The organism is Pseudomonas sp. GW822-FHT02D10 (genome assembly GCF_058802345.1).
In genome coordinates, this window is record NZ_JBXAOB010000001.1 from 368,714 (window position 1) to 383,180 (window position 14,467).

Below are 14,467 nucleotides of genomic sequence, written 5' to 3' on the forward strand. Positions count from 1 at the left end.
GAAACCCAGACAAATCAAGGTCTAGAAGCGCTAAATTCGATCCATCTGTACATTTTTTTTGTAAACAGTAGAATCGCCTAACACAAACTCCGACCAAAAGTGTAAAGATATGACATTAAGGATAAGAGACTACAAAGCAAGGGACGGCAGCCGTTTCTCGTTGCTCATGGACACAGAGGGGGATGGCTTTCCACTGTATTTCCCTACTGCATACATAAGCATGTGCCTAGCGAGCCTCACTGCTAATACCCAGCGGGTGCACCTGTATTGCCTGAAGAAACTGTATGACTGGGCGAATGAAAAGAAGATCGACTTGGATCACAGGTTTGCCACTAAGAAATTGCTAACAATACCTGAGGTGGAATCGCTGGTTCAGTCGTTGTCAACCAACACGAAAGAGCGGGATGGCTCCAGAATCAAAGGCGTACGCGTCAACTACTACCTGGACATTCTGATCGACTATTTGGGGTGGCTGTTCGGAAACTGGATAACAGACTCGAACACAGAATCGAACATGCTTCTTATCAAGCATCTACAGACAGCATTGGCTGAGCGCAAACCCAAGTCCGGCTCGACGGCACGGGCAAAAAGACGTCGCATCGCCAAGAAACTGACCGATGCGGCAGACGCCGCCTTGCTGGAGCTGTTCGGATCGTTTGACGTGGCGACGCCTGCTCCAACAAAAGAGCCGATGTCAAATTTCAAGCTAGGCCTGGCGTTTCGCAACGCCCTAGCCTTGAGAATCCTTTACGACACGGGCATGCGGCTTGGTGAATTGCTGGGTTTAAGGTGCTCGGACTTTATCCCAGCGTCGGGTGGAGAACACGCCTACATCAGAATTGAGCGTAATCACGACGATGAGTTTGACCGGCGGATGAATCAACCCGTAGCCAAAACACTCGGCCGCACTCTTGCGATCTCGGATCAGCTTGAGCAGATGATGTTTACCTATTTGGGGACGTACCGTGCTGAGATCCCAAATGTCGGTTTCGAGGATGGCTCATTCATCTTCGTTAACCATAAGAGCGGAGAGAATCAAGGCCGTGAAATCGAGATTGCGACGTTCCGATCTGCGCTGGCGGTGATTATCAAACGGGACAGAAGGCTCAACGGTTTACACCCTCACCTTCTACGCCACCATTGGAATTACCGTTTCTCTCAGGACTGCGTTAAGAGGGGTTTAAGCGACCAAAAAGCCCGAGAGGAACGAGAGCATTGGATGGGATGGGTCGCCGGGTCTCAGTCTGCTCTCGACTATGACTTGCGGAACATTCAGGAGTCTGCCAATGAACACGGGCGAACGATTGCATCAGATACTGCAAGAAAGAAAGCTGATCGCAAGCGATCCGGGAGTAGCTGAAACAACGACGATGTGCTAACAAACATCTAACTAAATATGCAGTGCTCTCGCACCAAGACCATTAATACAAGCTAACAGATTATCTTCACTCCCCAGAATCACCCCTTCGCTCAATAAAAATTACCCGGGAGCTTTAAATGAACGCTGCAACAGATACCTCTGACATGCTCACGCAACCTATAGGCCGTGAAGATCTATTGCCAGACGATCTCGAACTTTTAGACGGATTTGACCGTAACGAAACACTGCACACAGGAGCATACTCGGTTGAATTTACTGGCACAAAACTGGTATTTGCCGACAGTTATTACACCGTTGTAACCTGCATCCTGAAAATGGACAGCCAAACTGTCAGCGGATTAAAATCTACGGTTAATGCAATCGCTCAAAGTGGCTCGCGCGGGCCGCGGACATTGAGGAGCAATATCGGGACGCTCGAAAAAGCCCTTCGAGACCATCCAATTAAAGAGTTTACTCCTACGACTTACCCAAAACTGATCGAAAACAAGAGCGATGCGACTGCCAATACGCTCCGGTCGCTTTTTAATACCTGGTACCGACTGGGTTACCCTGGGTTAAGTCCGGAAACCATTGATGTGGTGAATTTTTTAAAGCGCCCCACCAAAAGCGCTCGCATCAGGATCACTTCTGACGACCCCACGGAGAGCTGGTATACCACTCAAGAATACGACGACCTTATTGATACTTACTGGATGGATTACGAGTCCGGAAAAGTTAGTTTGCGCAACACAACCGCTCTGTTGCTGAATGCTCAATATGGTAGGCGCGGAGTTCAAATGGCGACTCTTCAGGTTTGTGACTTTCAATGTGAAGGTGAAACTGATGGTATCTCGGGAAAACGTATTAGTTTTCCTGGCGCCAAAGACCGGCATGCAGAACAATGGTTTCGTGGATCGAAGCCTGAGATACATCCGATGGGCGATGACCTCTGGGATTTATGTCAGTTGCAAATTGCAGACACCATATCCATCCATGAAAAAATTTTTCAGCGCGAGCTTACACCAAGCGAACGTGATCAACTACCTTTTCTCCAAAAAGATCCTAATAGATCAAATTTAGCCGAAATCGCTAGATTGAAGCCCTATTTCGGAAATGACTCTTCCACGTCTTACTTGCATCTCAGTTCGTCGGGGATCGCAGCTATACTCAGTAGGGACAACGGCACGCCGGTTATTTCACAGCGTACCGGAGAGCGAGTGCGCCAATTTGCTTATCGGATGCGGTATACGCGAGCCAGGCAACTCGCACGCATGGGCATTCCCCGCGTGACTCTGCAGTATTGGCTCGGTCATGAAAGTGCGAACTCGCTTGATCACTATTACAATGATCCAGCTGAAGATGCACGATTGCTGAATGACGAAGTGCAGTTAATTTTGGCACCACTTGCTCAAGCGTTCTCTGGTTCGATTCGCGATAAAGAATCAGACGCCACACGGGGTAATGACCCATCTAGTAGAGTTGAGTTGGATGGACGGCACAGTGTCGGTAGCTGTGGCGAGCACGGGTTTTGTTCAGCATCAGTGCCTATTCCTTGCTATCGCTGCTCCAAATTTGAGCCATGGGTCGATGCTCCACATGACGAAGTTCTCATCAGATTGATTGAGCGCCAAGAGGAGGAAAACAACGTTCATTTGCCTAGCAAGGCAAGGCGGATGCTCGTCCCATTGCAGCTTGATAAGGACATCGCAGCAGTAAAGCTCGTGATCAAGCTATGCGACGCACGTAAACAAGAGCTCAAAAAACAAGAACCCAACGATCAACGAAACGATGAATCAAAGGAAAATTTGGCGAATAAGCACCCAAAGAGTCCAGAACATTCATCACGAAAGAAAAATCCTGTGGCTGAGCGCGAGTGAGATAAATATGACCAATTCAATCCCATTTCAGTCGAAAGCCCAGTTAACCAACCAACAAAATTTGGCAAACTATATCCACCAGGCTCAACATGTGAGTCCAGTTTGGAAGAATTTGCCTGGCTTTTCGTGGAGCGCTAACGTCTGGAACACACCACGCGGCTCACTTCGCTTCATGAAATATGGTATCAAATTGCACGTAACGCGCACTCCCACACCGGAACAGCAGTTTGAGCCAGGCTATATGGAGTTTGCCAAAGCCTATCTGCTCAATAGCCGGCGCGGCGATCCCTCGAAGGCATTTCGCGTAGATTATCTTGCCGTACAGATTGTCGGCGCAGCTCTGATTGAGGTCGATGGCTATGCCGACATAACCCGGTTATCGCCGCTGCATCTTGGGAAGGCGGTAGAAATCATCAGGAAGCGAAAGAAGGGTCAGATAAACGCGGCAGTGGCCCTCAGAAGTCTCGTGCGTGCGGTGGCTCAGCAGAACATTACCTCTCACGGTCTCAAATACTGGGAGCATCCGTTTTCAGTTAAGGGGCTAAAGACAAGCGAAAAGCCTGAGAAGGCCTCCTTGCCCGATGACGACGCACTGCTGGCATTTGCAGAAATTTTCGCACGCGGATACCACGGTGATCTGGACGACGAAGCAGTTTATGTATCGAGCATTACGGCGACTCTATTGTCCGTTCCTATGCGCATCGCGGAGAAATTGCGGTTACGCCTGGACTCCCTGAAATCCGAAACAGACAAGAATGGCGTCACCCAGTGGTATTTGCACTACTACTCTACCAAGAACAAGAAGATGGTCACCAAAGGTATCCCTGCGGTAATGGCAGATCATTGCCGAGAAGCGTTTAGGCGCCTTGAAAGCATTACACAAGAGGGTCGGAAGTTAGCGTTATACCTTGAGAGTGGGTCTACATCGTTTTACCCTCATCCTGGAGTACCTGATGTTCCTGCGGATCAGGTTCTGACGGTGCAGCAGGTGTTGGAGGCACTCGGTCGTCCGTCCATACAATCTGCTGAATCCCAGATGAAACGCCTCGTGGGAAATTACCAACTTGAAGGCTGGACGCTTAATACACTCTGGGAAGTCGTTCGCGCCTATAACATGCGAAAAAATCCATTCTTCCCTTATCAGGTGGCCCCTGATCTTTATCCCGTTAAACCGCCAAAAATGTCGGAGTCGTTACTTTGCTTCCAGAGGTATCAACTGGCTGAAAAAAAAGCCACCAGTCCTGTGCTGCTCACCCCTATCAACCAACATTACTATTCGACGCGCGTCGCTCCAAGCAAAGTTAGCTCAGTCAACGGCAAGACCTATGATTCCTTTTTAACACGGCACGGATATCCCGACACTGCGATCAGATCGCACCAGCTGCGTCACTTTTTGAACACCGCAGCTAAGGAAGCAGGTGTGAGTATCGAGCGTATTACGCAGTGGAGCGGTAGAGCCTCGGTCAAACAGACTCGTGACTATATCCACCAAGACCCTAAGCGGGAGGCTCGCAAGCTGAGCGAAGGCCTCATCCCTGTTGCAGACGTGACTCCAGAGCCGATTACCGCCGCCGAATACGACGTTCGCAAAAAGGGCGCGATTATTGCGACGCGCTACGGCATTTGCATGCATGCCTGGACGACGAGCGCCTGCCAGAAGTCTGGCGATTGCCTCAACTGCTCTGATCTTTTGCACTGCAAAGGACACAAGAACTCACTTCAAGCCGTCAAGGTTGAACGGGATCATGTAGCAGAGAACCTCGAAGCAACCCTAAAAGAGATCGAGGCAGGAAACCGGCCAGCCACACGCTGGGTGGAAACTCATATTCGCTACCTGGAAAGGTTGAACCAAATCGTGGCCATGCACGAAAATCCAGACATTCCAGACGGCAGTCCTGTGCAGATGGTAGGCAAAGACTTCACGCATGCGAAAAGAATTTTGGCCAAAAAGCAGCCGCAGCTCGACAAAGACAGCGTAGTCACTGACATTCTGGATGAGATCTATGACGACGACCTGCGGCTCTGCCTCAACGAAATGATGGAAACCAACTGACATGCCTCGCGCCTTCACTCCCAAAGAACTGAAAGCGATCACCAACCTCATCAGAGATTGGCCAATCGACAAAAAACTGACTTGGGATGCCATCTGCAAGTCTTCGGAATCCGTATTGGATTTCGTCCCGACGCGCCAGGCGTTTGCGGACAAGCCAGCGGTGATCAACGCCTACAAAATCCGAAAAGCCGCCATCACATCCAATCGAGACAGGCTCGCGAGTATTCCGAAACCCAAAAGCCTCACCGCTGCGGCAGAGACGATTGCGAGACAGCAGAAGCAGATCAATCAACTGAAGAATGAGTTGCAGGGGATGGCGGATATGGCGCGACGATTTATTCATAATGCGGTACTTCATGGCTTGAAACGCGAAGATCTGAATGCGCCCCTGCCCAAGCATGATCGCAAGGAATGACAATAAGGGCGCCAGCCTTACAACGTAATGTTGCGCCGGAGCTAGCAATTACCTGAGCAAAAACTCAAGCATCCACCGAAGCGACAGTCAATTTACCTCGCCAGTGCTCTCGAAAAGCACGTTGTTACGTGTACACCCCCAATGAACCGCCCCACCAGTTTGACTGGAGTCGTCAAATCTTGACCGAACAAAATTTCACGACCGTGATGCATGTGCTCGACGTCCTCTACAAACTATGGCCGATCGTCTGTGGTGCATTCGTCATCGGCGCAGTCTGGTGGCGCACACGATCGTTTTTCTTCATGGTTCACCAGCTATTGAAGTGGCTCGGGCTCGAGGGGAAGTACACCAACGCAGACGACCAAAAGATTGCCGACGATTATCTCGATCTGAACAAATTTAACCTGAAGACAGGATTCCATCTTCGCTCAGTCAAAGCCAAGGCACAGTTGCATGGCTGGATGCGAGAGCACAATGTTGAGTTCGCGGAGTTACGCCGGGCGGGCTGGTACTTTAAAGCCAACAATTTGAGCTTCGACATACCGGGTTTGTGGCGGGTTTGCCTAGTCCGGGGTACCTGGTTCGCGATGGGAATTTTATTGCTCGCGGTCGGCCAATTCGTGGACAAGAGCGACTTTGCTCTACTACGGATCAATGCTACCGGTACTTGGTTTTGGGTCGGAAACAATGAAGCGTTTAGCTCTACGTTCGGCCTCCACCAAATCCTTCAGGGCAATACTTGGCGACTCAAGCAGGCTGATTGTATTCAAACCGACGCTCCCGAAATCTCACTCGACATCAGGGAGAAGGATGCTATCTGTAAATTTGTATTGGGGCAGAACGACGAATTCATTGCAGAGTCCATCGACTCCCAAGTAAAGGACGCTCTGATCCTGAAGATCGGTAGCGGAGCATGCTTTGTCATACTTGGGATTCTGCTCTTTTGGCTACAAGAGGCCATAAAATTACATGTCCAATTAAGCGCTGAACCGTTGAAAAAAGATGTGCCGGCCACTGATGAATCACAACCAGAGCGCCCTGCTACTGAAACAATGGCTGGCGCAGAGGGACGTAATAACGACGGCCTTTCGAGTGCCCTACGGTCAAGCAATACCGCTATCGATCCTCCTTCGCTCATGCCTGCGCGATCAGATTAGAACACCCTCACGCAGTGCCCCGACCTTGGCAATGCTGATGTAATAGCCGGTGTGCGATGATGGGGCCACCCCGAGCATTCAACCTGAGAGGTCGGAGGTGCGATCCCCAATTTGGCTAAGCAGAATAAAGGCCCTGATGGATCACAGGGCCGTTTACCTGCCAACACGCCATTCTGTTCGCAGCTATTGCTGACCCGCATCTACGGGGCTTGAACTCATTACCTCGCTCAGCGACTTAAGGTTCTCTTTGATCGCCTCAAGATCCATGAAATGCCCGCTAGCAAACCGCATGAAATGACCGATGACAAAATCCTTGAATGGCTTGTTGAAGCTGATCGGTGCTCCCATGTACATCATCGCTGCTGCCAGCCGATACTCGGCGGTGCCCTCGTCAAAGGCGGCCAAAAAGAGCCTCATCCCATGGTTGAAAACGTGTGAGGTGTAGGTCACCCAAGGCGTATACGCGGGCCCTACCGCTTTCTGGCTTTTCCCCGAATGAAATCGACTACTGAGGTGGGTCAGGATCATGTCCAGCAAGAAGAGCGGCTGATCGTTTTTCAGAAAAATCTGATGCCTGTGATTCTGGATGATTTTGAACAAAATAAACCCGGCCAGTGCATTCGGGTTCGCGGCCAAATGATGGATCTCGCCAAAGGTAAGCGGTAATGGAAGCGCGCCTAATGAGTAAAGCAATAGCCCGTGGCGTTTGTGCTCAAAGTCGAACGGTGAACTGGCCATCGCACGCGCAATGAGTGCATTCGCATTCGCAGTTTTGTATCCCGTCGAATGATGGAGCGAGGCAAACGCTCCATCCAAGCAAAGCCATGGAATGTCGTTGGCCAACGATAGCTGCATCGCGTCATACACCGTAGTGTCGATGCCATCCCTGATCGAATAGACCTCAAGCGCGGTGTCGTGCAAAACGGGATGGACGACGGATGCATTATCCAGAATCAAACGCAGCGTCTGAAGGATGTGCCCATCACGAGCTTGGAGATCTGAGGCGGTGGTGCGAAACAGCCTGCCGCCTTCGGTCACGCCAAGCATCATGAATTTTTCGGCGGTGATTTCCTCAAGCCATTGGCTGAGTGCCTCCTTGGTAGCGGCCGGCAAAATGAACGAGACGCCCGTGTTCAATAAGCGCTGTGCCAGATCAGTGACGGCTAAATAACCGATGCTATACGCATCAAGCACAACTGCCTGGGGATCGGCTTCACCTTCAGCGAAGAGCCACGATTTAGGAATGGCAATGTCAGTCCAACAATTCAGCGCTCCTTTAAAAGCATTGTCCGGATACAGGGCATGACCACGTATGAACAGAGGGATACCGTCGCCCCTATTTGGGTGCTGTTTGTTGTCTATGCCTAAACCCAATTTCTCTTCCAGGAAAGGCACAAACAGTTCAGTGTCCGACGGCATTGTCATCATCGCGAAGCAGTCGCTGCCGTCGTTGTGGATATGCCTGAGCTTAAGAGCGAGCCGCAAGCAAGCCACATAGGGCGGTAGGTGCTGCTGAACCTTATAGCTGGTCATACCCAAGTTGGCGCTCTCGCCGATGGGCAATCGTTGGAGTAATTGCGCGAGTTGGCTGGAAGCCTTCAACGTGCACTCATTCGAAGGCTGATGATCATCGACGATCAGCCTGATCATCGTGCTTGCGTCCTGCTCAAACTGAAAAGCGGCCTTACATTGCTCCAACTCAGGCGAGACCTCAAATTGGCTCCAGCCGCCGATACTCAGTCCAAAATGGAAATTCACCAGCTCGACCGCGAGCCCCCTGGGATTATGGATAAACCATTCCACCCATCGGGGTTCTGCTCGCTTGAAATCTCCTGCTTTGGTGAGGAAATACAGTATTGCCACCACCTCGCGCGAATGATCTTGCAGCAAGGAATCAGGTATCCGCACGTGAAACTCTTGCCGTTCGGATTCCTCTCGATAGCGGTTGCGTAAGTAACAGCCTCGATACCAGCAATGCGGCTCCCTGGGCGCAAGCGTAATCATCTGGTCACTGATATTGATAGCCGAAGCGATGTCACCCAGCCGCTCATCTCTCAACGAGCAAAAACTCATGATCGTGAGTGACGTATCCGCCCCTGTAACCCGAGACACGACATCATCAAAGGTCTTGTACTGCTGCGTCTCCAGCAGACATTTCAGGTGCATAAGTACATAGGGAGACGGCCACAAAGCGTGGTCAGGGATCAGTTGAGAAGTAACGCCAATCGACTTGTGAGGCAATTTGGCATCGAACAGCTTTTCAGCGAGTTCGAATATTCGTTCGGGTGCGATATCTGAGATTTTGTCTCCCCAGTCGCTTACGAAGAGCTCCACCTGTTGAGCCAACTCATTTCGCTGCAACAGGTCATCGTCCTCTTCAGCGCTGCGGAATGCGCGGGCGACAAGTTTGAGGAATGCAACTTCCATTTCCGACGCTTCGTCAATCCGTGTTTCCTTGGACAACCACTCGCCGATCTCAACTGGGGTCGCGTGATGGATGAATGGAATCACCTCTTCAAGCTTATGATTTTTTGCCGCAAGAAATTGACGGCACCACGTGGTTCGCTTCTGCGGGCTTTCTTTGGCGCCCCAGAGGTCTCGCTGCCATTGGGGAAGGTTTGTGCTGTCTCCGGCGATGGCTTTGAATCTGGCTGCCGTTTCGGAATGGATAGGCTCGAATATTTGGAGATTCTTTTTGAGTACCTCAAACAATGCGGCCGGAGCCAAGCCCTGATAGGTTTCGAAAATGGGACATGCCATGTTATAGAGGCGAACGTCGGTGCCCTCCGACCGCTCCAGGAGCTCGATGACCTGTACGGTGAGGTCATCCAGACGCTGCTTCACCTCAGGCGAGTTCAGCCACAGATGCCGTGAGGATAGATGTCCATTGAGTTCAGAGGCATTCGCCATCACTTGAAGCACGTCGGCGTTGTAGGACTTATGGTCATCGCTCAGACGCCTTGCCATACGAATCGCCAAGTCAACCAGCTCCAGCCGAAGAGCACCTTCAACGATCCCCGTCAGCTCACCTTCCGACAGGATGAATTGCCGACTTGCCGTCTCAAGTTGGGCCTCATCAGCATAAGAGCGTAGGAACACTTCTTTGGAATACAGCCCTGGGGCAGACTCTGCGAGGTAATGCTCTATTGCCGCCGGCTCCCGCTCGGTGCGACGGGCCAGGCGCAGCAGCGCCGCTAGACAGACGTCTTTGACGATAGCGTTACTGGCTGACGCTGCGATCTTCGAAACCGCAGTCCAAGCAGCGCCCTGCTCTGTTGCTTCGACCAGCTCACCGTAGATGGAAATGACTTCGACCAACGCCGCTGCTTCAGGGTCTTTCTGAGCCATCACCCTCAGCATCGTCATCTGGATTTTTGCGGTAGCGAGGTCTTTTTTGCGCAGACTCTCGAAAACCATCTCCATTGGAATGGCGAGATCAGACGGAGCCAACGACTTGACCTCGATGTAGATCCTCTTTTCTAAGACGTTATCGCCGCTGCCGCTGTGGGTCTGCTCAATACTATTCAAACGCGCGGCCTCAGATCCGATCACTTGACGATTTTGTTGCCGGCGACGTTGTCACCGCTGCCAGTGTGGGTCTGCGTCACGTTGGTATTCGTCGATGTCGCAATGATCGCTACCTTCGAATTGATCTCGCTAATCAAACCTGTCATTGCCGGCGACTGATCCAGACGACGAGTAATGGCTACCTCGCTCATCTCATCACTAATGCCCAGTTTGGTTAGCTCTTCAGCCACAGTCTTAGCAACGACATCCTCCTTGATCCATTGACTCAAACGCTCCTTGAGCGCTTCAGCACTCAGTTTCAGCCCGTTCTTGAAGACGTCGTAGGCAGAGCTTGCGATGATTCCGGTAGTGATGAAGTCCATTTCGGACGCTCCTTTGAATTAAGTGAATTTACAAATCTGAGGATGGGAATTTGCTTCATGCCCACCAACTCCATGCGTATGCAGTGCACAGTTAGACGCGGGATGGACGAAGTGCAACATCATGCTTTTTCAGCACCTGGCCGCCCCCCTATTAGACTGGATCTATTCCCTGCCTTCTACACGCATTACGTCTTTCGAAGCCATCGACGCGGCGCTATCACTGAAAAGCACCCAGTCAGGCGACCCTCACTAAGGCGAACAAATAAATACCGGATCAACCTTTCGCTGCTTGCTGGATAAGCCTCCTAGAGAATGGATTGAAACAGACGCGAGTACCAAGCGAAACACCCGGGCATTCCGTATCGGTGAAACCCACAATCTTTGACTGCGCATGGCAGCCACTTTGCAATGATTCCTTTTCGCCTATTGCCAATCTTTCTGAGTCGCTGCCGGGCACAATTGGACAGCGGCTTGGAAAACGTATGGATGGCCCTAAAGCCAGATAGCGTTTAGCGGGAAAACTGGACGGGGTAGCGGTACTGTTCGCGGGCAGCGTTCCATGCCCACCTGCCTTTTGTCGACAGCTAATGGTAACTCCAGCCCCATAGAACATCACACCGGTAGCACGAACAGAGGCAGTAGCTTTTGACCATGACTTCGGGTGATCGCATGCATGACTTGTGAGAGGATTCTGAGGTATTACATCGCCGAGGAAACACCATGATTGCTGCGCTCAACAATGCCCTGTCACATCACGGGATCGATCCCCCCAAACGTTCAGTTTACCTATCGCTTGTCGCCGCATCTCCTTGTATGGCACTTGCCGCCTTATGGAATCAGGGAGACCTGACGGTTGTAAGTGCATCAATCACACTGTCGATGGCTGCCTACCTTTATCTGCGCCTGGAGACGATACAGAACCGTTTCAGACCAGCGTGGGCAGAAGAGTATGAAAGGAAGCTCGCAGAACTCGTGGCGCAACTTTCTTGTGAAGGGCTTTCTGCAGTAGAACGTCAGAAGCTACTGAGTCGAATAGACGATCTCAAAGACCGCTATCATCTGGTGATTTCGCCTCAGCTGACCTACCGCTGGGTCACATTCCAGGCTCGTGCAATGCTGGTGATCGCCAGAATTCTGCGTCTCAACATTCGCTAACGATCCAGAGCTTCACGATGAGCAGTCGTAAAGCTCTAAGGTCAGAGCAGCATCAAGCCTGAAACGCTGGCTTACTTGCTCTTGCGAGGGAATCGAGAAAAGATTTGTGCCATTTGAACCAAGGATTCAACCAGCGATTCCAGCATCAAACGACCCTGCACGACCTCTGGGTCGACATGTTGATCGATACCAACCAGACCATAAGCTTTACCGAACGCAGACGAAGGTAGATGAGCGTCTGCTTGCCTGAGCTCGTTGATACCTACCAGCACCTTCGTCAAAGCTCTCGCCTCATCCTGGCTCACCTCCTTTTGCAACGCCGCTTCCAAGTGCTTGACCGAGCCGGCTTTCATCTTGGCAGGCGGAGCAGCCAGTATTGAAAGGCCGCCTCCGTCCAACGACTCAACAGTGAGCCTGGCCAAGTCCTTAGCCAATTCGAGCACTCCCGTTTTTTCCAGTGCCCGGAACCGATGAATTCGGCCAAAGATGTCATTAATCGCATGGTGCGCCGCGAATAGGAGTTTCCCAGTGAGCTTCTCAAATTCCGCATTGAGTAAGTCGTAGGCCGGTCGCAATTGCGCCTCGGGGGCTTGGGTATCGGCAGGGGCAGCTTTAGCTTGCGATGCCAGCAGCTCTTCAGAAACGCCCCCATCCGGCGCCACGTTCGCCCCAGCCCATACCCGCTGCTGCCAAAGCGGAAGTTGGCCGATGTCCTTGGCGTACACGTTGATAAGACCGAGATCATTCAGACCGAAATGCACGCTATTCCCACGTGAGATGCCGATTAGACCGGTGTCGCGGGTATACCAGCGCAATGAGAAGCCTCGATAACTGCTGAGCAGAGTCGAGACCGTCGGGCGAAACCATAGCCAGCAGCCACGGTTAATCAGCTCATCACCATTGACGCGCTCCCCGGAGCCATCAACCGCAAAATCTACCTTTGTGAGTGCCGGCTCACCCATTACCCGTTCGCTGCCCCGGCCTGGCTCGACCACTTCGGTTTTCCATAGCGAACCTCTCAAGCTGTACAGTTTCCTCCCCTGATGCTTAACCGACCACGATTTAGAAACAACGGAGTCATCGTTTGGAAATCCGGCAACAGGCACTTCATCATCAGAGTCGATGTCCGTGCGAGATGCATGGAAAACACCGGTTGAGGAACCATAGGGCATTCCGCCTTCGTGGATTGCCTGGTTGAGACCCTCCCACTTGTTCCCGTCCGTCACCTCCTCCACAAGCTCGGAAGCCCAGTTGATATGGGAGGCATCCGACACGATCTGCTGGCGGCTTCGAAAGCTAGAAATCAGCAGATACATTTTCCGCGCTTTCAAATAGTCGCGAAGGTGCTCAGTTCGCACCTCCAAAAGAACGGGCTTACCGGCCTCATCGCGCGACAGCCTCACGACCTCCTGAAAGCCCTCCGCTGGTCGCAGCCAGCTGTCACCTTGGCGCTGCAACCCCAGGGAGATCACGAAATCTTGATGCAGATGCCACTCACTGGGCGCTTCGCCATCAAATGACTGGTCGATCACGAGCCCGGTGCCGACAGCATCAGAGTGGTGACTACCCCAATCACCGGCCCAATAGTAGGTCGTGATTCGTTCCGGCTGTGCTGGTTTGACAGCTTCCGAAGCGGTCTCTGGAGGCACTGACGTAGCGGGTTCCCTCCTGGTCGGCAGGATACTTAGGGCAAGGTTCAGATTAGTAAAAGGCACACGGAAAGACGCCAACAATTCCCCTTGTTCGGGCTCGGACTGCTGAGACTCTTTCTGACGCGGGGCGCTACTTTCCACATCTGCCGAGCGCGGGCTATCTGGCCAGACATACTTGGTTTCAAAGCCGCCCAAAAAGGCGTTCCCACCGATGTCGCTCCAGCCAAGCTTGTGTATTTGGTCACGATGACCCAGTTCAAACATCACCGAGCCAACCCCGGAATACTCTTCAAGGTAGCCCTCGTAGCCATACTCCCCATTCCTGCAAAGCACTGACTCGGCACGAAGCGGTACCCAGACTTTCTGGGCAACGGACGTCTTTCGGAGCTTGGCCATTTCAAACCAGGCCTGCGGCTTGCATTCTGCTGTCTTGGGTATCACTCCTACTGCTGCTTGCGCTCCTGCGTCATCTTTAAGTACCAGCACAACGACCATCTCGCGCGCATGGTCGATGACATCCAGCTGCTTACGCACCATTTCGCGTACTTCTTCAGGTGGAATCAGTTGATCAATCGCATCGGCAGAGAAAAAGGCGCCTGGATTCTCAAAGCCGTTCAAGTCGGAATACCAAAGGGAGAAGCTAGGGCCTTGAGCAATCACCGCCTCAGTACGACTGAGGTCACTCCAGGCGCTGCGCCAGTGCTCCAGAATTGCCGTGACCTGGTCATCCCGGGACGAATGTGGGCCATCGACCTGATGCCAATCATCAGGGTCGTCCGCAACCATTTCCATTTCATGATCCTTATCCATCAGCCCCTCGCGCATGCACTGCCTATCACCTGGATGTGGATTAAACCACGAGGCACGAGCGATCTGCAGAGCGCTTCTGAATTCGGACACCCTTCCAG

General features: G+C 52.0%; 9 protein-coding genes. 6 read left to right on the forward strand and 3 right to left on the reverse strand.

Annotated features, from left to right (window positions below; translation table 11 throughout):
- Positions 1-109: 109 nt before the first annotated feature.
- The 5 genes from AC1RPZ_RS01700 to AC1RPZ_RS01720 all read left to right on the forward strand — a co-directional run bounded on the left by AC1RPZ_RS01700 (position 110) and on the right by AC1RPZ_RS01720 (position 6,862).
- A complete protein-coding gene (locus AC1RPZ_RS01700) occupies positions 110-1,360 on the forward strand; it encodes a tyrosine-type recombinase/integrase (RefSeq protein ID WP_493134150.1) in 1,251 nt (416 codons plus the stop codon).
- Between the two features lie 137 nt (positions 1,361-1,497).
- On the forward strand, positions 1,498-3,237 hold the full coding sequence (locus AC1RPZ_RS01705) for a hypothetical protein (RefSeq protein WP_493134152.1): 1,740 nt from the start codon (positions 1,498-1,500) through the stop codon (positions 3,235-3,237).
- A 7-nt stretch (positions 3,238-3,244) separates the two neighbouring features.
- Positions 3,245-5,290 carry a hypothetical protein gene (locus AC1RPZ_RS01710; protein WP_493134154.1) on the forward strand — a complete coding sequence of 682 codons (2,046 nt, stop codon included), beginning with the start codon at positions 3,245-3,247 and terminating at the stop codon, positions 5,288-5,290.
- A 1-nt stretch (position 5,291) separates the two neighbouring features.
- Entirely contained in the window at positions 5,292-5,705 is a 414-nt protein-coding gene (locus tag AC1RPZ_RS01715; protein WP_493134156.1) for a hypothetical protein, read from the forward strand.
- A 179-nt stretch (positions 5,706-5,884) separates the two neighbouring features.
- A complete protein-coding gene (locus AC1RPZ_RS01720) occupies positions 5,885-6,862 on the forward strand; it encodes a DUF6216 family protein (protein ID WP_493134158.1) in 978 nt (325 codons plus the stop codon).
- Positions 6,863-7,045: 183 nt separating this feature from the next.
- Here AC1RPZ_RS01720 and gapS6b read toward each other — a convergent pair whose 3' ends face one another.
- On the reverse strand, positions 7,046-10,390 hold the full coding sequence (gapS6b, locus tag AC1RPZ_RS01725) for a GapS6b family protein (protein WP_493134160.1): 3,345 nt from the start codon (positions 10,388-10,390) through the stop codon (positions 7,046-7,048).
- A gap of 20 nt (positions 10,391-10,410) precedes the next feature.
- Positions 10,411-10,752: a GapS6a family protein gene (gene gapS6a, locus AC1RPZ_RS01730; RefSeq protein ID WP_493134162.1), complete on the reverse strand. Its 342-nt coding sequence runs from the start codon at positions 10,750-10,752 to the stop codon at positions 10,411-10,413.
- Between the two features lie 720 nt (positions 10,753-11,472).
- Here gapS6a and AC1RPZ_RS01735 point away from each other — a divergent pair.
- Positions 11,473-11,907: a hypothetical protein gene (locus AC1RPZ_RS01735; RefSeq protein WP_493134164.1), complete on the forward strand. Its 435-nt coding sequence runs from the start codon at positions 11,473-11,475 to the stop codon at positions 11,905-11,907.
- 71 nt (positions 11,908-11,978) lie between these two features.
- Here the strand turns inward: AC1RPZ_RS01735 and AC1RPZ_RS01740 are convergent, their stop codons facing one another.
- A complete protein-coding gene (locus AC1RPZ_RS01740; protein ID WP_493134166.1) occupies positions 11,979-14,369 on the reverse strand; it encodes a hypothetical protein in 2,391 nt (796 codons plus the stop codon).
- Between the last annotated feature and the right edge of the window lie 98 nt (positions 14,370-14,467).